Here is a 19,252-nt window from a genome sequence, read left to right as displayed (position 1 = left end):
GTTAGAGGATTGAAATGGATAAAGAGCGGGTAAGCCAAGATTATGCTGCTGAGGTTTTAGATACTTGCTTAAAAGCAGGGAGATTAATGATTGAAGGCGGTAGTGAAACTTATCGAGTTGAAGATACGATGATGAGAATAGCACGTAATGCCGGAATTACTGGTGCAAGATGTTTTACGACTCCAACTGGAATTTTTATGAGTTTGGGTGAACACTCTTATACTCAGGTTACACAAGTTAAAAAAAGAAATATTAACTTAGAATTAGTAGATCGAGTTAATGAATTGTCACGCGAATTTGCGGCTAAAGAAATAACATTAAAAGAATTACAAGAGCGTTTAAAGCAAGTTTCCATTTCGATTCCAGATTTTCCTATATGGCTTCAAATTATTGGAGCGGCTATTTTAAGCCCTACTTTAATGGTCTTGTTTATGGATGATTATGACTGGATTGATTTTCCGGCCGCTGCTGTAATCGGCGGAGTATCTTATGCTCTTTATTTAGCTATTAAGCGCTATACTAGTATTCGCTTCCTAGCTGAGATGGTAACTGCAATATTTATGGGAGTTATTACTATTTTGACGTGTAAAATCTTCCCTAAGCTTGTAGTTGATAATATTTTGATTGGTTCCTTGATGACTTTAGTGCCCGGTGTAGCAATCACTAATGCATTACGTGATCTGTTTGGTGGCGACTTATTATCAGGAATGGCTCGGACCACCGAGGCTGTTCTAACAGCAATTGCTTTAGGTGGCGGAATTGGTATTGCAATTAAGTTGTTGTGGGGTGTAATGTAATGCCTTTTTGGTTAGAAATAATTATTAATTTAGTATTTGCATGGCTTGCAGCTGTTGGATTTGGATTAATTATTAACGTCCCGCACCGTGCCTTAGTTTTATGTGGCATTAGCGGAAGTGCAGGTTGGATTCTATACTGGCTGGCAAATCGAATCGGTGTTGGCCGATTGGGGTCTAATCTTTTAGGAGCCCTGTGTGTTGGATTTTTAGGGCTGGTATTTGCTCGTATTAAAAAGTGTCCAGTAACTGTTTTTAATATTCCAGGTGTAGTTCCTTTAGTTCCAGGTGTACCGGCCTACCAGGCGGTACGTGCGATGGTAGAAGGTCAATTATCTGATGCAGAAGATCTGATCCTGCGCGTAGCAATTGTCACGATAGCAATAGCGATGGGTTTTATGCTTGCACAGTTAATTGGAGAAATCTTTTTCAAGAAGCGTCAAAATAGAAAAAATAAGAAAAATTTGGTATAATAGTAATTGCGACGAGTCGAGGAAAACGCGAGATGCGTTCTTTGACGGAGATCATCTAGACTTTAGAAGTCAAAGCACGGGAAGTGCTGATGATGGGCTACTTTGGCTGTGAAACAAAGACCCTGACATACTTTTGTATGTTTCTCGCAAAAAAGACTAGCTTTCTTTTGAAAGTTAGTCTTTTTTAGTACTACAATATCTTTGAAAGTAACTTAATGAGGTAAAAACTTATGAAAATATCTATTCATCATATTGTAACTCAAAAGGTCGGTAATTCAGTTGGCTTTTCACTACCTGCTTCTTTTAAAGTAGAGGTAGGAACTGAGTATGCAATTCATCAGAAGTCTGATGGAAGTTTGATCTTAATACCGAAAATTTCTAATCCTTATACCTCCGATGCTAAATTTGAAGATGTACCAGGACCAGAAAGGGAAGCTTGGGAAAATATGGCTATGGAGGAATTACGTCATGCCGAAGAATAAATTTAAACAGGGAGATATTGTGTGGGCGGATTTTTCACCGTCAGTTGGACAAGAAATGAAGGGAAAACATCCTGCTGTAGTAGTGTCGTCTAATTCATATAATGAAAAGACTAATTATCTAATGGTTTGTCCAATTACATCCCACGGTAATCATTTCCCTACCTACTTAGACTTGTTCGGATATCATATTCATGGTCGTGTAAATGCAGCTCAAATTCAAACTTTTTCTAGAATGAGATTGCTAGATGAAAAACCAGCAGATCATCTTAGACCAGAAGATATGCTTAAAGTAATGGAATTACTTAGTTTTGCTTTGCAACTTGATTAAACGAGTAGTTAATTTTTGTAGTTGCATGAAAAAGATTTATTGAGTATCTTAGTAATGAAAAAGGATACACAAAGGAATTTTTATCGTGAAAATTAAACAAGAAGAAATAACTAAAAAAATTGAAGAACAAGATTATCTTCAAGATCTTGAGACAATTAAATATAGCGAAATAACCAAGACAAAATTAAAAAATATTGCAACTAAAATGATTAGTGAAACTGTGCAAGCTTTTAAACATGATTCTCTCATTCAAACGCAGTTGGCCATTAGTGGAAGAAGACCAATGACTTTTGCCCTTGAAAGTAATATCATTAATCTTCCATTTGCTAACTATAAAAAAATTAGCAACTTTTGTAACAATGAGGATGAATATGAAGTAAATATTTATTTTGAAACTATTTCAGAATATGTAAATGTTTCTCACTTCCGAATTGATATCTTGGGTTCAAGTAATGAGATCGTAGCTGATCCAGAAAAATATAGTGCATTATTAGTTAAAGCAATTGAAGAAAAGATTGAAGTAATTCGTAATTATCAAAAGCCAGAAGAAAAAACTAAGAAGACAAAATAAGGAGTTAGCATAAAGGCTAACTCCTTATTTTATTATTTCACGCATTTTCAAGATCGGATGGGCATTAGTGTAAAAGAAGAAATCTTCAATCATTGCACTTTCCATCAAACCAGTTGTCAAAATTGGATCTAAAGTTTCGACATTTTCCGGATATTTTGGCTCTTGACCTAAATTCATAAGAGCTTTATTTAAGGTGTAATGAATATAATGCTCAACCTTATTTTCTAGATCAGTATGATTATACAATAATTTAATATGGCTAAGCTCATTGTCATATAATTTATCACATAAGTAATATACCCAATCATGAACTTTTTTCTGCTCTTTCTTAGAAAGTTTGAAAAAATCTCGCCGAAACTTAATACCTGTATAAATACCATTTAAAGTTGTGATTCTAAGAGCATACTTAATTAATTCCGCTGTTCTTGGTAACTTATGTTGTCCAAATAAATATAAGGGACCGAAAAATGAAGAATGATAAAGCCCAGTTGATAGAAAAACATGAGCAGCTTTTTTCTGAATAGCAGTTCCTGATTGATAAACTGTATTTAAAAGTTTCATCTTTTTTTGTAAGTAGGGATTTTGATTTGCCCATTCATATGCTTCTTCCTGCTTTTCAGAATCGGAAAGTTCAGCTAATACATAACTGTAAGCCTTATTGTTAATTGATTCTAAGTATTGTAGACCGTTGTATACAGCACTTTCCTCAGAATTCTCAGCATCCTGTTTAATTTCAGATAGAGCTACGTTCATTTGAAGAGTAGAGGAAAGAGTTAAAGCTCCAAAACTATGTAAAAGCATAGTTTGTTCCTCTTTAGGAAGCTGTAAAAATTCATTTTTGTCTTTGTCAATTGAAACACGACGAGGTTCGTAAACAATATCATTTAATCTCGCCCAAGCAGAACGATCTACTTGCTCTTCTACAGTGTTCCAGTTGTTTGCTTTATAATAAGGTTTTTTATTCATTTTTCTGCCTGAAGTCACTTAAGAAACTAATATTGATAAGAGATGGATTTTGAATTGGTAAATCTTTCTGTGTACCTTTTTCTTTTTTTCGAGCTTCCATAACAATTTGACGTACATTTTTGACATCGGTCGAATTGCCACTAAGTTCTAATAAGTAAAGAATAGGAACATGCAATGTAACGGAGATTTTTTTGGCCGTTTGAGCAAAAAGATCGTTAAAGTTACGATTACCACATCCAATTAATCCTAAAAGATTTTTTTTATTATCTTTATATGTTAAAAAATCAACAACAGAATCCATCATAAAGTCTTGATATGAAGGTAAAATCAAAATATATTTATCATTCATTTGATATTGAGGATGGGCATCCTCAATCCGATGTGCATCAAGCCCTGTTTTATCTATGAACCGTTGCGTTTGTCCTGTAATTGTATAAAAAGCTATTTTTACCATAGTTTTGCCTATCGTTATATACTAAAACTACCTTCTACATATTCAATTGTCGCGATTTTTAAAGTTAAAGTCAAATCAAAAAAAGTTTTAAAAACGCCACTAAGTACCGTATACTTAACTTAAAGAAAATGGAGGTTCCCTATGACACTTGGATGGAATATTTTAGGTATTTTGGCCTGGTTAATCCTGGTTTTATATTTAATTTTTATTGTACAAAATATTCGAAAACGTCACTTAATAATGATTGTTAAAGATCGCAAACGATTTGAATGGAAAACTACCTTATTAGATATTTTAGAAGTTTTACTTCTGTTATGCGGTGCGATCTATATGTTTAGCATTACTTTATTTTACAATCCTAATTTAGAAAATAAACAGGTTTTATCTAGTAAAATTGAATATCAGCCATTAATTTTAACAGCAGGCAATAAACGCTCATACTATGTCACCGCTAAATCTGACAATAAAAAGACTCCAATTCAGACATATACTTTTTATAGTAACGGAAACAGAGTAACTGTTACGAGTAATTATGCTACAATTTCTGACGGAAAAAACCCAATGTCTGTTCAAGCGGGAGCTATTCCTTATTCATCTAAGCAATTAGTTCAAGCAGATGCACGCTATCAAAATGCATATGTGGCCACTTATACGGCTATATATAAGAAAAACTGGCAGAATGGATTAAGAATGCATGCTGGTAAGACAGCAGCTAAATACTATTTAATTAGAGTACCTGACCGTACTTTTGTAAGAGAATTAAAATAATAAAGATAATTTGGTAATAAAAAGACCTTATTTCGATAAATAAAATTCGAAATAAGGTCTTTTTAATTATTTAGAAGATATTTTCCGGATAACGACTATAGCGAATATTTTGTAATAAAAATCCTAATATAAATGTCATTACTAAAGTTGCTGATAAGTATTCAAGTACATTACCTGCATAAAAAGCAGCAAACAAGATAAATCCACCTGATAGTAATAGTGAAGAGTTTAAAAAGGATCTTATTTTTTTATTGAACAACCAATAAAAAATGCCATAGCCTAGAATAAATAAGTAAATAACCTCTAAGAGGATGACTCCTAATATTCCCATTGAATAATATTGTGCTAAAAAGTCTCGTTCTAGTGGGGCAATATTATTTTCACGGCTAAAGGAAATGCCAAACAATTTATTTGATTTATTTTTATCATTTCTCATAACTCGACTTAAGATATCTTTTTCTAGATGTCGATAATTTAGGCGTTCATTTGCTGGTCTCTTCATCACTTCAAGCCAGTAGTAAGGATCATTTTGATAAGTGTAATGCTCCAATACTAGATCATGTTTTAAAGAATATACCCAGTAATTTTTCTTGATAAAGTCTTTTAGATATTCTTCTTGTTTCTTGCCCTTATATCTTTCCAATCCAGCATTAAGTTCTTGATCAAGCCTCTTTTTGTCGCCAAGATTACTTCTCTTTTGAGCTACACTACTTTCAAGTGAAGATCTTCTGAGAGTTGGACTATAAGGAAAAATAGCAGCCGAAGCAGTGAGTATACAAATTAATGTAATTAAGAATTTGGCTGAAAATCTAGTATTCTTTAAAATTAAACTATGAGTTAAGAAGACTAATAAAAATACTACTAAGCTAATAATTAGGCCAAAATTCCCAACTTTTGTTCCAAGCATTAGCATTGCTAATGCTTGAGTACTCACTAAAACTATATTCAAAAGATTGAACTCTTTATAAAGAACATAGAGCATGATAGGCATAATCATAAACAAAATAGCCGATAAAGTATTAGCTTGAAAGAAAATTCCTTTAGAAGCTAAGGCATTGAAAGGATAATTTGTTTGAGTAAACCAAGAAAAAATATTAGCGCTAATTCTTTTAGCCTCAGTAGTATGGTATGAAGTTAATGAGAAAAGAAATAGATTCGAGATAACAATTGTTAATGAATATATGCCTGAAATATCCTGGATTACTCGGAAGAAGTATTTAGCCTGAAATTCGCTATATGAAGTGATATAGATAACAATCAGTGGGAGACAAGCTCTCACTAGATAAAAAATTTCAACTTTAGCTGAGTAATGGAAACCTGTTGCGTCCACACCAGTAAAATTTTTTACCGAAATTAGGTGACAGATTGAGTATAAGATTAAAACTCCAATATAAGCTATAATCCACCATTGTTTTCTGAATCTTTGCCAATTATTTTTGATACTAAAGAATAAAATAATAGCAATAAAAACTCCTAAGACTCTCAAAATAGTAGGTATTGAAAATTTTAGAAGTGGTGGCCTAGATAACCAATAAATATCTAAAAATGGCTGAACTAAAATAAACCAAAATAAGAATGTTTGAAGCCGTTTTTTCATGTGATTTTAGGTTCCTTTGATAAAATAAAAAATTATTTAGGCTTAATTTTATTTTGATTCTTTATCCTTTTTGTCAGGTTCAACTTTAGAAATCTTTACATCGTTTGTTGTGGCAGTCTTTCCACGGGCAGGTGATTTTACCTTCTTTAAGCTCTTGAAGTTAATGACCATTTTATTGTTTAATTCATTAACTGAAGATTCATCTTCTGGGTCATATGAAGTGATAGCTAGCAAAGCAGAATTTTCATAAATTTTTTCTACTTTTCCTTGAAAAGGATGCTTAAGTTCTTCCTCAGAAGTAGCAGCTAAAATTTGACCAATTTTTACATCAGCTTTTTTCATTTAAAAAACTCCCTTTTCTGTACAGAAATGTTTTACAATAGTGAAATACTATTATATATAATAGTCGATTTCAAGCGGGAGAGTAATATTTTGCAAAGAATTATCATAATTGCGGGACCAAGTGGAGTAGGAAAGACAACAGTCTCAAAATACTTAACGGAAAAATATAATATTCCGCGTGTAGTAACACATACTACTCGGCCAATTAGACAAGGAGAAATTCCTGGAAAGTCATATTATTTTGAAACTGATGAGAGTTTTAAAAAACTTCATTTCTTTGAACATGTAAAATATGGGGAATATCAATATGGCTCAAGTAAAGAAGCTTTAGAAAAAGCCTGGGCAAAGAATGACTTGGTTTCTTTAATTGTTGAGACTGACGGAGTTAAGTCCTATTTAGAAAAATTAGGGAAGCAAGCATATTTTATTTATTTAACTGTTTCAGATTTTTCAGTTCTAAAAAAGCGATTATTAGGACGCGGAGATAAAGCTAGTGAAATTGATAAAAGATTAAATAGTTTTGAATTTAAGCGTGATTTACATTTGTCAGATGAACTTGCTAAAAAAGCCCATGTATTAAATAATGACAACTGGGAAAAGACAGCTAAAGCACTAGATAAGATCGTAACAAAGCTAGAAAATAAATAGATTTTGAATATGAAAAAGGCTGATAATAAGCTAAATGTAACGACAATGATTTAGCTTTGTAACAGGGCTGTAATATTTATACCCTACAATAACCATTGTCAATTAAAAAAAGAGACACATAGCATAACTTTTTAGTTAATTAATGACGGCTATGTTGATAATTAGCAAATGAATTTTATGGAGGAATAACCCTTGACTATCAAATCTAAAGTAATCAAATTTACAACTGCTGCTTCATTCGCTGTTGCAGGTATTGCAACTTTAAGTGCAGCTAAGTTAAACTCATTATCTTTTAACAGTACTGCTCAAGCTTCTACTCTTCAAGCACCTGCAAAAGAAATTGGTGTTGTAAAGGTAAACTCTAAGACTGGTGAAAGTATTGCTGTTTGGAACAGCTACGAAGATGGTAAGCAACAAACTGGTAAGTACTTACCACACCAATCAAGTTGGAAGACATACAAGAAAGTTAAGACTGCTAAGGGTGAAACTTGGTACAACTTAGGTGGAAATCAATGGATTTCATCTGACAACGTTGAAGAAGAAGCTCCAATCGCAGTTACTGCTGACTTATCTGCAGTTGCTACTGCTGTAAGTCAAGTTCCTGCAGCTAACGTTGCAAACAATAATGCTGCACAAGCTCCAGTAGCAAATCTTAACAACGCACAACAAGCAACTGCTCCAGTAGCCCAACCTGCACAACAAACTGCAACTACTGCTTCAGCTAACACTGCATCTGTTGCAACTACTACACCTGTACAAACTAATACTGCAGCAAACGTACAACAAGCAACTGCTCCAGTAGCCCAACCTGCACAACAAACTGCAACTACTGCTTCAGCTAACACTCAAGCTGCACCAGCACAAACTAACACTGCTGCAAAGCCTGCACAACAACCAGCTCAACAAGCTTCAAGTCAAGCAGCAACTACTCAAACTGCTAAGCCACAAGCTTCAACTCAATCAAACAGCAGCACTGCACAAACTGTAGTTAGCGCAGCACAATCACAAATTGGTAAGCCTTACGTATGGGGTGCAACTGGTCCTAACGCATACGACTGCTCTGGTTTAGTTCAATACGCATACAGCCAAGCTGGTAAGAATGTTGGACGTACTACTTACCAACAAGCTGGTGCAGGCCAACACATTTCTGTTAGCCAAGCACAAGCTGGTGATATCTTAATGTGGGGTGACTACCACGATGCTATTTACGTAGGTAACAATCAATACGTACACGCACCACAACCAGGTCAAAACGTAACTCAAGCTTCTATCTCAAGTTACTTCATGCCAGATTACGCAATCCGTGTAAACTAATAAATTGAAATAAAGATAGTTATTTTAGAAGGTTAATCAGAAGATTAACCTTCTTTTTTGTGATATAATTAAAAGAACTTTTTTAAGGAAATAGGTATTTTTAATGAATAATAAAAACGAAGAAAAAAATACCCATTCCACAAATAACTATCGTAAGTGGCTAATAGGTATTTTAATTGGCTTAATAATAATTTTAATAGGTTGGTTAATTTTTGGTCATATTCAGTCTAAGAGAAATGCTGAAGCAGAAAAATTTAATTCTAATCACTTTAATCCGAATGTTGTAATTTATGATATTCCTGTTGGAAAGCTAACGGTCAAAAAAGCTACTGCAAAAATAAATGAAAAGGCAAAAAATGATGCGATTTTAGAGGGAGATAAAGTCGTATTAAAGAAGACCGGTAATAAAGTAATTACGAGTAAAAAAGTTCAATCATATTTTGAAACTCAACATACTCGCTACCCTAGCCGAAAGAAATGGAATTTTCAAAATGATGCTTTATTAAAGGCAAAGGATAAATTAAATCAGATTAAAGATCGGCAAGTAAAATATACTGTAAATGGCGAGTCTTTTGTATTTAAAAGGGCAGAAGTATTTCCAAATGTATCATATAGAAATAATAAGTACATATTTTTAGATACAAAAATTCTAGAAGATAAAATTAACAACATTAACAAAGAAGTATCTACTCTTCATAAATCTTATGACTTCAAGCTTCCGAATGGTCAAGTTACGAAGGTTAAGAATGAAAGCTATGGATGGGCAATTAATGAAAAGAAATTATTAGCTAGTGTTGAGGATGCATTAGCCAATAACGTTCAAAACCTTAATGGAAAAAACTATATCTATGGTGAAGGTTTTAGTACCTATGGAACTGGTTATGGTTTAAGCAATAATGGAATTGGTAATAATTATGTTGTTGTTTCTTTAACTGATCAAAAGCTGTGGGTCTACAAGAACGGTAAATGTGTGCTAACATTAGACACAATTGTTACAGGTACAGTGGAAACTAAGATTGCTCATAAGAACCTAGAAACACCTACTGGAGTTTGGTATATTCACTATAAAGAATCTCCGAGTGTTTTAAAGGGAACAAATGATGATGGTTCGAAATACTCAGTTGATGTGAAATACTGGATGCCATTTACATTAACCGGTTGCGGCTTCCATGATAATAGTTGGCGAAAGAATTGGTCAAAAACAGCTTATCTAAATGATGGTTCTTATGGATGTGTTAACTTAAGACCAAGTGATGCTCCCAAAGTTTGGGATAATGTAGAGAAAAACGAAGCTGTAATTATTTATAAATAATATGAAAAAGGCGTAGATTTTAAAATCTACGCTTTTTTGTTTGTTAAACGGTCTTAATTTTAAATTTTTCTAGATCTTTTGGTGATAGTCTTACTGTAACATGAAGGCCATCATCTTTGAAATCTTCATTTAAAATTTGACCATATTCATGAAGATAGGCTAAATTTTTACCGTCTGATAAAGGTAAGACTAAGTTTACCTTTTCGTAATTATCAAAAACTTTTTTAACAATTAAATCAGCTAGTTGCTTAATTGATTCGGGATCTTTAGCTGAATATAAAATATCATTTCCCTCAATTTGTGGATAATTGCGATCTGTTAAGTCAGCTTTATTATAAGCGGTAATCATTGGTACATTGGTAATTTTCAACTCATCTAGAACTTTTTGCGTCGTTTTAATCATTTGAACCATATTATGGTCGGAAGCATCTACGACATTGATTATCAAGTCAGCATCTTTAGCTTCTTGCAAAGTAGCTTTAAATGATTCAATTAAGTTATGAGGTAACTTGGAGATAAAACCAACGGTATCTGAAAGGATAAAACTTAAGTCATCTTTTAAGTCAATTCTTCTAACACTAGTATCTAAAGTCGCAAATAGCATATTTTTTTCAAATACTTGCTTTTTAGAAGCTTCATCACTAAAGACATTCAACAACTCATTCATCGTTGTTGATTTTCCAGCATTAGTATAGCCAACGAGGGCAACTTGTGGCAGACGGGAATTGTTTCGTCTAGCAGACTTTATTTCTTCCTGTTTGCTAATATCTTTTAGTTCTTTTTTAATTGTACTAATTTGTTTACCAATAGTTCGTCTATTTAATTCAAGTTTAGTTTCACCAGAACCACGGTTAGCAAACCCACCACTTGCACCACCAGAACCACGCTGTTGGTCTAGATTGTTTTCTGATGGATGAAGCCGAGGCAGTTCATATTGTAATCTAGCAAGTTGAACTTGTAGTTTAGCTTGTCTACTACGTGCACGATTAGAGAAAATCTCTAAAATTAATTCAGTTCGATCAAGCACTTTAAGTTTTGTCATACTCTCAATATTTCTAATTTGAGTTGGCGAAAGTTCATCATTAATTACTAAGGTTTTAGTATGTAATTCTTGAGCCATGTTTTTAATTTGATTAAGTTTACCAACGCCAAAATATGTTCCCGCAACGATATTCTCAGCCTTTTGGCTTGCTTGACCGACAACATCTAGGTTGTTGGCAAGTGCTAATTCTCTTAGCTCAGTCATATAATAGTCAAAATTAGGATCATTTAAATTTACGCCCGCAATAAATGCTTTAATTTTTTTTGGTTGATTGTCGATCAAATAATTCACCTGCTTTCAAAAAATAGTATTTCTACGTAGAGTTAATAACTTAAAAAATCATCATAACCATTCCTTTATTTGATAGTATGAAAATTATAATTTCTTTTTAAATAAAAATCAATTTTGACACAAAAAAGGCCACTCCGAAAAATGGGCTGTATAATTTTTCCTGTTGATGAATATCTATGATATTCTATCGACAGGATTTTTTTACGTAAAAAAAGAGGCCATAGTCCTCTCTTACTTAAAATCCTTCTTCGACCAATTCAATTAAGTGTATGGAGATTCAAACTATGTCCTCTTTAAATGATTATATTAAATTTACTCTTGATGTTGAAGATAAAAACATTATTTTTTCTGATTATTCAAATGAAAATATTAACGGTAAGATTTACAAAATATATTTAGCTGAGCTGATCCAGCCTACTTGTCCTTATTGTAGTTCTACTCATCTTAAGCATAATGGTCATTACGTTTCTAACGTTCATTTCATTACTGCTGATGCTAGTAAGCTCGTTACTATCGGATTAAGAAAACAACGTGTTCTCTGCAATGACTGTTTAAAAAGATCTATGGCTCAATCTAACCTTATTAATAAAGGCTGCTATATCTCTAACACGTCTAAGCGAAAAATACTTTCTGCTCTTACTGAAGATCGTTCAATGACTAGTATTGCTAGAAAACATAATGTATCTGTCAACACGGTTCAAAGAGTATTAGAAGCCTGCTCTTCTAAGTTCTATGATGACTTTGATCATCTCCCTGAACACTTAGCTTTTGATGAATTCAAAGGTGTAGGCAAAAAGCTTCACTTTATTTGTCTAGATGGTGATACTCACAAAGTTGTTCAAATTCTTAGAACTCGTTTCAAACCTGATATTCTACGCTATTTTTACAAGTTCACTCCTAAAGCTCGTGCAATGGTTAAAACAGTAACTATGGATCTTAATTGTTATTATCCTTTAGTTGCTAGAGAATTATTTCCAAATGCTCAGATAGTTATTGACCGTTTTCATATGGTTCAAATGCTTACTAGATCGTTTAATATTTTCAGAGTTCAAATCATGAAGCAATTTAAAAAGCAAAGCCATGAATATAAGCTTTTAAAGTCTCCTTGGAAGCTTTATCTCATGAAATATGACAAACTTAATAAGACTACTCCCTACTACGATTGGCACTTTAAAGACTCTCTCACTCAGGAACATGTTGTCTTAGATGGTTTAGATTGTGACCAAACCTTAGAAAATACTTATTGGGTTATGCAAGACTTTATGACTGCTATTCAGGATAACGATGAAAAGAAAGTTATCCATCTACTTCATTCAAAACAAAGTGTTGGTAAACAAATGCATCAAACTCTATTAACTTTTAAACGTAATTATTCTGGTGTCCTAAACGGTATTACCTCAACTTATTCTAATGGTTGTCTTGAAGGAGTTAACCGCAAGATTAAACAAATTGAACGTACTGCTTATGGCTATAGAAATTTCAAACATTTATTAATTAGAATTAGACTTGAAGAAAATATTATAAAAGAAAAGGAATCAAACATCTATTTCTTAGCTGCTTAATTCCTTCTTAAAATTATCCATCAACAGGATTTGCAAAAGAGCCTAAAAATGAAGTGACCTTTAGGATATTTGAACACGGTAATATCCGAATAGAGATAATTACTTTAATTAACCGTGCACATAAATATGAGTGGAGTATATAGTTGTTATCCTGAAATCATAATAAATTTTATACTTGTAAATGAAATTAAACTGACTGTATCAAAGGTAGTTAATTAAGAAAATCACTTAAGCCATACAATTATGGGGGAATAGGAAAGCTCACGACTTAAGGGTATATAGGGTGACAAATTTATTATCTTTGTAATACATAGTTTAAACTGAAGCTATACACTAAAATATATTTCAGCTTCCTGAAGAATTTAGTTAAACTGTATTTTTACTAACAATAACTTTCACTATTTTTAATTTTATTGAACTATAGATGGGAAAAAGTAGTGAAAATAGTGAATGATTATTATGATTCAGAATGTCAAAAACTTCTTCTTGATATAATTACTAAATATTTATATAAAGTAATAGCAATAAATATATGTTATTTATTACTTCTCTATGAAGACTGCCTTCATTTATAAATATAAAACCTTAATATCAGAATAGCAAATAAAAGGCTTTCACACATTGTTATGTTATTAAACTATAATAAAAGCCAAATCTACTAATGATTTGGCTTTTGTTTTAATTTTGTTTTTCTCTTGTTCTTTGCCATTTAGCAATTAATGGTAGGAGCACACCTAAACCGATCATCAAAAGTGGTTCAACAATATTTAAGATTAACATATGCCACCAAGTAGATGAGCCCGCTTTAGCATCGATTGGCACGATCCCAAATGTTGCCCCGGTAACAGTAATAATTAAACACCACCAGCCGACAATAACAGCAAAGGTTTTATTCTTAATGAAAACGTATTGAGATGGGAATTTTTCTGGGTGAAGTCTAATTTTAATAAATGCCCAGAAGAGTAATCCAGTAACATACGGAGAAACAATTCCGTTTAAGTTTAATAACTGATTAAAAATATCATTTACTGAAGGAAGAGTAGCACTCAAAAATAGAAGTACAGAACAAATTCCTGTTGTTAGCCAATACCCATTGATTGGTAAGCCGTTTTTATCAGTCTTAGTCAATTGTTTTGGTAAGTATTTTTTGGCAGTATCTGATAAGAAGATTCTAGCACCACCATCAACTAAAACGGCTAGTTGGGCTAGCATATAAAGAGCTTGGGTAATGATGAAAGTGTATAAGAAAAATTTTCCCATACCGAATTTTTCACCCATGGCTTGGAAGGCATAATAAGAACCATTCATCTTTAAGTCGTCAGGTAAGTGATGTGCATTAAAGAAGACACCTAGTGCAAATGAACCAAAGATAGTTAGAAAACCTGTCATGATTGCTAGCATGTACATTGCTTTAGGGAAGTTTCTAGGGCCATCTTTCATCTCAGTAACATAAGGAGCAACAAATTCAGCCCCGTTCATGGCAAAGATTAATAATCCTAATGACATTAGGAATTTCATATCAAAAGTTGGTAAGAAATTCTTGAAATGGAAAGGTTGAGTAGCAATTCTGCGGCCTTCACCCAAATATACAATAGTCATAATTACAAAAAGAATGGTCATGATAAACATGGCACCACCACCGATGATAGATAACCATTGTAGCGAGTTAGCAAAGCGGTGTTGGAAAAAGATAAAGATAACAAAAATAATTGCCGTAAATAAAGCAAAAGCCCAATTACTCATTTCCTTGTCACTTAATGCATGTCCTTTAAAAAGCCACGCAAAAGAAACGACTGTTGAATTAGCTACATCAACTAAATATGGTAGTGAAACTACCCAGTAGCACCAAGCAGTAATATAGCCCATTCGATCCCCAGAGGTATGTCTTAGCCAAGAAGATAAGCCTCCACCATCATCTGAAAAAGTAGCTCCCAGTTGTCCAACGATTAATTCATATGGAACTACAAATAGAATTAACAGTAATATCCAGTCACTAACTACCGCTAATCCTTGATTTTGAAAGTTATAGATAATGTCATCAAAACCAATAACTGTAACAAAGTCCATTAAGGCAATCACGGGCCAAGTTAGTTTTTTACGTTTTTGTGCCTCATCAAAAGTATCCAAAAATATTTTCCTCCTAAAAATCCTATACTATTATCATTTACATAAATTTAGGAGGTGGGTTGAAGAAGTGGCTTCCCTGCATTCTATACCTCATTTCATATTTTATTTATAATTACGGTTTCTATTATACAAGAAGAAAAGAAGAAAAGATGAAAAAATTGAAAAACAAGCTTTACTTTTTTACACGGTGTCTGTATTATATAGTGTAACAGGTACGTAATACACTATAACGAAAAGAGGAGCCAAAATGAGTGAAGTAGTTCAAGTTCAAAATATTACTAAGACTTATGGTAAAAAAGGTGAAAAACAATACCAAGCTTTAAAGGGCGTCAGCTTTGATGTGGAACGTGGTGAATTTGTTGGAATCATGGGTGCATCTGGTTCTGGTAAAACCACTTTGTTAAATATTTTATCTACATTAGATCAACCTACAACTGGAAATGTATACATTAATGGCCGTGACATTACTGGCTTAAATAAAAATCAAATGGCAGACTTTCGTGGTCAAGAAATTGGTTTTATTTTTCAAGATTTCAACTTATTAGAAAACCTAACAAATCGTGAAAATATTGCTCTTCCTCTTTCACTTCAAAATGTGAAGAGTAGTCAGATTAGTCCTAAAGTTGATAAGATTGCTAAGCGACTAGGGATTGATCATATTTTAAATAAGTATCCAGCAGAAATCTCTGGTGGACAAAAACAACGTGTTGCAGCAGCGCGTGCCTTGGTTCATGAACCAGCTATTCTTTATGGGGATGAACCAACTGGGGCACTTGATTCAAAGAGTGCGACTGAATTACTTGAAACAATGAAGGGTCTAAATGAAAATGATAAAGTTTCCATCTTAATGGTTACGCACGATCCGTATTCCGCCTCATATGCTAGTCGAATTCTTTTTATTAAAGATGGTAAGATCGGAAAAGAAATTAAAAAAGATGGTAAAAGTAGAGAAGAATTTTATCAAGAAATTATTGCAGAATTAGGTAGACGCTAAGATTAGAAAGGAAATAATTATGCTTTGGAAATTATCATTAACCGGAATTAAAAGCCGGTTCAAAGACTATTTAGTCCTTTTTTCAGGCTTAACCTTTGCTAGTGCCATCTTTTATATGTTTATGACTCTAGCTACAAACCCAGCTTTCTTAAAGGATTCATTAAGCATTGCCTTCCAAATTACCCGAATTGTTTTTGGTTTTGGGATTGCATTACTTTCTATTATTACTTTTGTTTATATTGTATATGCCAATAGCTTTTTGCTTAGTATGAGACAAAAAGATTATGGAATGTATATGATGTTAGGAGCTAGAACAAGCAAAATTGGAAGATTAATTTTTACAGAAACTCTTGTTGTTGGCTTACTGGCTACCTTATTGGGTACAGTCTTAGGGGTTGGCTTAACACAGGGAGTTTCCAGTGTGTTGATTTCCCAGCTGGGATTGCAAATCCATAAATTTGTTGGTTTTTACTTACTGGCTTTACTTTGGACAATCGCTTTCTTTGCAATTATATTTTTCTTAGCTGCTTTTTGGAACCGTCATAAATTAGTTAAATCAAATGTGATCAATTTACTTCATGAAGATCAAAAAACAGTTAAATTACATAGAAATAAATTATGGAAATTTATTGAAGCTATTTTAGGAATTGCGTTACTTGCTATTGGTTACTGGGTAATGATGCATGCAGCAAAATTAGGAACAAAAACTATTCCAATAGCCTTCTTTACAATCGTTTTTGGTTCTTACTTTACTTTTGATTCTTTCTTTACGGCAATTATTGATTTACTTCGTAAAAACTTAGCTTACAAAGATAAGAAGTTACATTCCTTCACTTTAGGACAACTTAAGTTTAGATTAAGTGATTATACTCGAATTTTATCTACTGTCTCATTATTATTTGCTCTTGCTTTAGGAGCAATTACAGTTGGTTTGAACTTTAATAATATGACTGAACAGTCAATGCAAAGTACCTATTATGATGTTGTTTTGTATGGTCATAATAAAAAAGTAGATAATCAATTAAAGAAAGTTTCTGTGAAGTCTACTACGCCATTTGACTATAAGATGGTAGTAGAAGGCAAAGGAAAAGAAAAAAATAGAGTGCTTTATATTTCAGAAAATCAACTTGAGAATAACAAGATTATGTATCAACGTTATTCAAGAAAAAATGGTATGAATCATTATGATACCAGACGTATAACTGTAAATGATTTGAAGAATAAAAAATCAAGTCCTGTTAATGATGCAGAATATCAATTGATGTCTCTAACACCATATGCGGGTGCACAAGTTAAAATTGTTTCCCAAAACCAATATAACCAAGTAAATGCCAAGGAAAATAAAATTGAACTTTTAAGAGTTAACAATTTTAGAAGTAACTTTAATAATATTGAGAAACTCCAAAACTTATCAGCAACTCAAATGATGAGTTCACCAGAAGTCGATAAAGACGCAGTTAACATAAATCTATCTAACTCTAAATCAGCCCAATATCGCTTAGTTTCAAGTATGACTTCTGGCTTTGAATTCATGGGCTTCTTCTTAGGACTAGCATTTTTAGCAATGCTTGCTTCAACATTGATGTTTAAAGTTTTATCTGGAGCAAATAGCGATAAACCAAGATATCAAATGCTTTGGAAGGTTGGAACAAGAAAGAGCCTCTTAAAAGCATCTATTGCAAAAGAAATTGGAATTTTATTTGCTTTACCTGCGGCCTTAGGAGTAGTTGACGTTTTATTTGGACTTCAATTATTCAAGTCTATTTTAGGAATGAATACCTATGATAAATTGTGGATTCCATTCACTATTTTCGGAGTACTTTACGTACTTTACTACTTATTAACAGTAGTTTTATATCAACATATTGTTTTACAAAAAGAAGATTAAGAAAAACAGCATGAGAAAGTATGATGTCGAGCCAGTTTTTGGACATTTGAAGAACGTCTTTGGCATGCGCCGAACTCATCTAAGAGGTAAAAAGAAGGTTGAAACTGATGTAGGAATAGCCTTGATGATGATGAACTTAAGCAAGTATTGGCACAGAAGATGGTCCAAAGACCGATCTGCTTTATGTGCAAATAAAAATAGAAAAAAAAAGACGGTCAAGCTACTCAAATTAAGAGTTGGCTTGATCGTCTTTTTGTACCTGAGAATTAGTTTTTTCCCAGACACTTTTACTATACTGACATTTTATTATAGGAAGTAATCTTCATATCCTTGTCAGTCATATTCATAATTGTAATTGACGCATTTCTTGGACCATGGGCTAAATTATATTCTCCAGGAGCAAAACGAGAAACAATACTTCTGATTGTAAAGCCATGGGTAACAAGAAGAATATTTTCAGCACCATCTAATTGACTAATTAAGTCAAAACCTTTATCGACGCGATTCCAATATTCTTCTGCATTTTCAGCTTCATGATATGGATCTGCTTCTTTCATGTAGTCCTTAATCGTGTTGATATCCACTTCTTTAAGTAGTTCATCTCGTCTTGGATAACCGTGAGGTCCACCGATCATACGCCATGCTTCGTCTGAATTCATCCCTTCAAAGAAGCCATAGAATTGTTCTCTAAAAAATGGTGTTGCAATGTGTTGCAACTCATCTCGGTTACAATTTTCATTAATAATATAATCGCAAGTATCACTAGCTCTTTTTAAGTCACTTGAGATAGCAATATCAAAAGGAACTTCACTCAAAGCTTTACCTGCATCTTTTGCACCTTGGATTCCTTCATCGGTTAGGGGTGTGTCACACCAACCCTGCATTTTATCGTAGCGGTTAATATAAGTTTGACCATGACGAACAATATAAATTCTCTTCATTTGTAAACTCCTTGAATAACACTAATTTACATTATAACAAATCTAAAAAATCAAAATTTTAAACGGTGTATATAAAAATAAAATCAGTAGAATACCTACTATAACTAATAAAATTGTGTTTCTTTTAGTTAATTTCTGATGTGTTTCTTCATCAATTTTATTATTTCTAAAATTACGACTTACATTAACTTGACGAACTATTAAAATCGCAATTAGCACTAAATAAATACTTAATCCAATAAACTCAAATATTTTCATTATGTTTTGTGTCTTTCATTTATAGCATAGAAGTATTGTATCAAAAATTTTGAATATTCGGCCTAAGTATATTAACTTAATAGGTGAAAGAAGAGGGGTT

General features: G+C 32.8%; 20 protein-coding genes and 1 pseudogene. 13 read left to right on the top strand and 8 right to left on the bottom strand.

What is annotated here, in order from left to right:
- Positions 1 to 14 precede the first annotated feature (14 nt).
- The 5 genes from GTO82_RS08650 (at position 15) to GTO82_RS08630 (ending at position 2,648) form a co-directional block, all read left to right on the top strand.
- Entirely contained in the window at positions 15 to 797 is a 783-nt protein-coding gene (locus GTO82_RS08650) for a threonine/serine exporter family protein (RefSeq protein ID WP_117285877.1), read from the top strand.
- The gene (locus GTO82_RS08645) at positions 797 to 1,267 is read left to right on the top strand and encodes a threonine/serine exporter family protein (protein ID WP_180873211.1); all 471 of its coding nucleotides are present in this window, start codon (positions 797 to 799) and stop codon (positions 1,265 to 1,267) included. The genes GTO82_RS08650 and GTO82_RS08645 overlap by 1 nt, the downstream gene beginning before the upstream one ends.
- A 230-nt stretch (positions 1,268 to 1,497) precedes the next feature.
- On the top strand, positions 1,498 to 1,749 hold the full coding sequence (gene mazE / locus GTO82_RS08640) for a type II toxin-antitoxin system PemI/MazE family antitoxin (RefSeq protein WP_057718611.1): 252 nt from the start codon (positions 1,498 to 1,500) through the stop codon (positions 1,747 to 1,749).
- Complete coding sequence (locus GTO82_RS08635; RefSeq protein ID WP_004898000.1) at positions 1,736 to 2,077, top strand: type II toxin-antitoxin system PemK/MazF family toxin; 342 nt, start codon at positions 1,736 to 1,738, stop codon at positions 2,075 to 2,077. Before mazE ends, GTO82_RS08635 begins: the two co-directional genes overlap by 14 nt.
- An 85-nt stretch (positions 2,078 to 2,162) precedes the next feature.
- Positions 2,163 to 2,648 carry a hypothetical protein gene (locus tag GTO82_RS08630; RefSeq protein WP_180873210.1) on the top strand — a complete coding sequence of 162 codons (486 nt, stop codon included), beginning with the start codon at positions 2,163 to 2,165 and terminating at the stop codon, positions 2,646 to 2,648.
- Between the two features lie 24 nt (positions 2,649 to 2,672).
- Here the strand turns inward: GTO82_RS08630 and GTO82_RS08625 are convergent, their stop codons facing one another.
- Positions 2,673 to 3,614: a ribonucleotide-diphosphate reductase subunit beta gene (locus tag GTO82_RS08625; RefSeq protein WP_180873209.1), complete on the bottom strand. Its 942-nt coding sequence runs from the start codon at positions 3,612 to 3,614 to the stop codon at positions 2,673 to 2,675.
- Complete coding sequence (gene nrdI / locus GTO82_RS08620) at positions 3,607 to 4,068, bottom strand: class Ib ribonucleoside-diphosphate reductase assembly flavoprotein NrdI (RefSeq protein ID WP_180873208.1); 462 nt, start codon at positions 4,066 to 4,068, stop codon at positions 3,607 to 3,609. The genes GTO82_RS08625 and nrdI overlap by 8 nt, the downstream gene beginning before the upstream one ends.
- A 141-nt stretch (positions 4,069 to 4,209) precedes the next feature.
- Between nrdI and GTO82_RS08615 the strand changes: the two genes are divergently transcribed.
- Complete coding sequence (locus GTO82_RS08615) at positions 4,210 to 4,836, top strand: LVIS_2131 family protein (protein WP_180873207.1); 627 nt, start codon at positions 4,210 to 4,212, stop codon at positions 4,834 to 4,836.
- Positions 4,837 to 4,906: 70 nt separating this feature from the next.
- On the opposite strand, the gene GTO82_RS08610 is transcribed toward GTO82_RS08615, so the two are convergent.
- Both GTO82_RS08610 and GTO82_RS08605 read right to left on the bottom strand, forming a co-directional pair.
- Entirely contained in the window at positions 4,907 to 6,433 is a 1,527-nt protein-coding gene (locus GTO82_RS08610) for an O-antigen ligase family protein (RefSeq protein ID WP_180873206.1), read from the bottom strand.
- A gap of 48 nt (positions 6,434 to 6,481) precedes the next feature.
- Complete coding sequence (locus GTO82_RS08605; protein ID WP_180873205.1) at positions 6,482 to 6,775, bottom strand: DUF2187 domain-containing protein; 294 nt, start codon at positions 6,773 to 6,775, stop codon at positions 6,482 to 6,484.
- A 90-nt stretch (positions 6,776 to 6,865) separates the two neighbouring features.
- Here GTO82_RS08605 and GTO82_RS08600 point away from each other — a divergent pair, with 90 nt between their 5' ends.
- The 3 genes from GTO82_RS08600 (at position 6,866) to GTO82_RS08590 (ending at position 10,049) form a co-directional block, all read left to right on the top strand.
- Positions 6,866 to 7,423: a guanylate kinase gene (locus GTO82_RS08600; protein ID WP_180873204.1), complete on the top strand. Its 558-nt coding sequence runs from the start codon at positions 6,866 to 6,868 to the stop codon at positions 7,421 to 7,423.
- A gap of 192 nt (positions 7,424 to 7,615) precedes the next feature.
- Positions 7,616 to 8,737, top strand: a complete 1,122-nt coding sequence (locus GTO82_RS08595; protein ID WP_180873203.1) for a C40 family peptidase — start codon at positions 7,616 to 7,618, stop codon at positions 8,735 to 8,737.
- A gap of 103 nt (positions 8,738 to 8,840) precedes the next feature.
- Positions 8,841 to 10,049 carry a L,D-transpeptidase family protein gene (locus GTO82_RS08590; RefSeq protein WP_180873202.1) on the top strand — a complete coding sequence of 403 codons (1,209 nt, stop codon included), beginning with the start codon at positions 8,841 to 8,843 and terminating at the stop codon, positions 10,047 to 10,049.
- A 43-nt stretch (positions 10,050 to 10,092) separates the two neighbouring features.
- Here GTO82_RS08590 and hflX read toward each other — a convergent pair whose 3' ends face one another.
- Positions 10,093 to 11,373 (bottom strand): GTPase HflX, encoded by a 1,281-nt coding sequence (gene hflX / locus GTO82_RS08585; RefSeq protein WP_180873201.1) that lies wholly within the window; start codon positions 11,371 to 11,373, stop codon positions 10,093 to 10,095.
- Between the two features lie 293 nt (positions 11,374 to 11,666).
- Between hflX and GTO82_RS08580 the strand changes: the two genes are divergently transcribed.
- Positions 11,667 to 12,944 carry an ISL3 family transposase gene (locus GTO82_RS08580; protein WP_180873200.1) on the top strand — a complete coding sequence of 426 codons (1,278 nt, stop codon included), beginning with the start codon at positions 11,667 to 11,669 and terminating at the stop codon, positions 12,942 to 12,944.
- 678 nt (positions 12,945 to 13,622) lie between these two features.
- Here GTO82_RS08580 and GTO82_RS08575 read toward each other — a convergent pair.
- A complete protein-coding gene (locus GTO82_RS08575) occupies positions 13,623 to 15,071 on the bottom strand; it encodes an APC family permease (RefSeq protein WP_180873199.1) in 1,449 nt (482 codons plus the stop codon).
- Positions 15,072 to 15,318: 247 nt separating this feature from the next.
- On the opposite strand from GTO82_RS08575, the gene GTO82_RS08570 reads away from it, so the two are divergent.
- The 3 genes and pseudogenes from GTO82_RS08570 to GTO82_RS08560 form a co-directional block, all read left to right on the top strand.
- Positions 15,319 to 16,065 carry an ABC transporter ATP-binding protein gene (locus tag GTO82_RS08570; protein ID WP_180873198.1) on the top strand — a complete coding sequence of 249 codons (747 nt, stop codon included), beginning with the start codon at positions 15,319 to 15,321 and terminating at the stop codon, positions 16,063 to 16,065.
- Positions 16,066 to 16,084: 19 nt separating this feature from the next.
- Positions 16,085 to 17,953 carry an ABC transporter permease gene (locus tag GTO82_RS08565; RefSeq protein ID WP_180873197.1) on the top strand — a complete coding sequence of 623 codons (1,869 nt, stop codon included), beginning with the start codon at positions 16,085 to 16,087 and terminating at the stop codon, positions 17,951 to 17,953.
- 7 nt (positions 17,954 to 17,960) lie between these two features.
- Positions 17,961 to 18,272, top strand: a pseudogene (locus tag GTO82_RS08560) (transposase); the annotation flags it as partial.
- Here GTO82_RS08560 and GTO82_RS08555 read toward each other — a convergent pair.
- Both GTO82_RS08555 and GTO82_RS09810 read right to left on the bottom strand, forming a co-directional pair.
- On the bottom strand, positions 18,244 to 18,894 hold the full coding sequence (locus tag GTO82_RS08555; protein ID WP_011162489.1) for a histidine phosphatase family protein: 651 nt from the start codon (positions 18,892 to 18,894) through the stop codon (positions 18,244 to 18,246). The pseudogene GTO82_RS08560 and the gene GTO82_RS08555 sit on opposite strands and share 29 nt — an antisense overlap.
- 42 nt (positions 18,895 to 18,936) lie before the next feature.
- Positions 18,937 to 19,152, bottom strand: coding sequence for a hypothetical protein (locus GTO82_RS09810; protein WP_012846669.1), 216 nt, complete (start codon positions 19,150 to 19,152; stop codon positions 18,937 to 18,939).
- Positions 19,153 to 19,252: the final 100 nt, after the last annotated feature.

It is taken from the genome of Lactobacillus johnsonii (assembly GCF_013487865.1).
In the GTDB taxonomy this organism is placed as follows: domain Bacteria; phylum Bacillota; class Bacilli; order Lactobacillales; family Lactobacillaceae; genus Lactobacillus; species Lactobacillus johnsonii_A.
Note: the sequence above shows the minus strand (reverse complement) of the source record. Positions and strands in the feature narration are given on the sequence as shown.

What these genes read in the sequence shown, in the direction of transcription:
- GTO82_RS08650 (WP_117285877.1), top strand. Translation starts at nt 15, where the DNA reads ATGGATAAAGAGCGGGTAAGCCAAGATTATGCTGCTGAGGTTTTAGAT.
- GTO82_RS08645 (WP_180873211.1), top strand. Translation starts at nt 797, where the DNA reads ATGCCTTTTTGGTTAGAAATAATTATTAATTTAGTATTTGCATGGCTT.
- mazE (WP_057718611.1), top strand. Translation starts at nt 1,498, where the DNA reads ATGAAAATATCTATTCATCATATTGTAACTCAAAAGGTCGGTAATTCA.
- GTO82_RS08635 (WP_004898000.1), top strand. Translation starts at nt 1,736, where the DNA reads ATGCCGAAGAATAAATTTAAACAGGGAGATATTGTGTGGGCGGATTTT.
- GTO82_RS08625 (WP_180873209.1), bottom strand. Translation starts at nt 3,614, where the DNA reads ATGAATAAAAAACCTTATTATAAAGCAAACAACTGGAACACTGTAGAA.
- nrdI (WP_180873208.1), bottom strand. Translation starts at nt 4,068, where the DNA reads ATGGTAAAAATAGCTTTTTATACAATTACAGGACAAACGCAACGGTTC.
- GTO82_RS08615 (WP_180873207.1), top strand. Translation starts at nt 4,210, where the DNA reads ATGACACTTGGATGGAATATTTTAGGTATTTTGGCCTGGTTAATCCTG.
- GTO82_RS08610 (WP_180873206.1), bottom strand. Translation starts at nt 6,433, where the DNA reads ATGAAAAAACGGCTTCAAACATTCTTATTTTGGTTTATTTTAGTTCAG.
- GTO82_RS08605 (WP_180873205.1), bottom strand. Translation starts at nt 6,775, where the DNA reads ATGAAAAAAGCTGATGTAAAAATTGGTCAAATTTTAGCTGCTACTTCT.
- GTO82_RS08590 (WP_180873202.1), top strand. Translation starts at nt 8,841, where the DNA reads ATGAATAATAAAAACGAAGAAAAAAATACCCATTCCACAAATAACTAT.
- GTO82_RS08580 (WP_180873200.1), top strand. Translation starts at nt 11,667, where the DNA reads ATGTCCTCTTTAAATGATTATATTAAATTTACTCTTGATGTTGAAGAT.
- GTO82_RS08570 (WP_180873198.1), top strand. Translation starts at nt 15,319, where the DNA reads ATGAGTGAAGTAGTTCAAGTTCAAAATATTACTAAGACTTATGGTAAA.
- GTO82_RS08565 (WP_180873197.1), top strand. Translation starts at nt 16,085, where the DNA reads ATGCTTTGGAAATTATCATTAACCGGAATTAAAAGCCGGTTCAAAGAC.
- GTO82_RS08555 (WP_011162489.1), bottom strand. Translation starts at nt 18,894, where the DNA reads ATGAAGAGAATTTATATTGTTCGTCATGGTCAAACTTATATTAACCGC.
- GTO82_RS09810 (WP_012846669.1), bottom strand. Translation starts at nt 19,152, where the DNA reads ATGAAAATATTTGAGTTTATTGGATTAAGTATTTATTTAGTGCTAATT.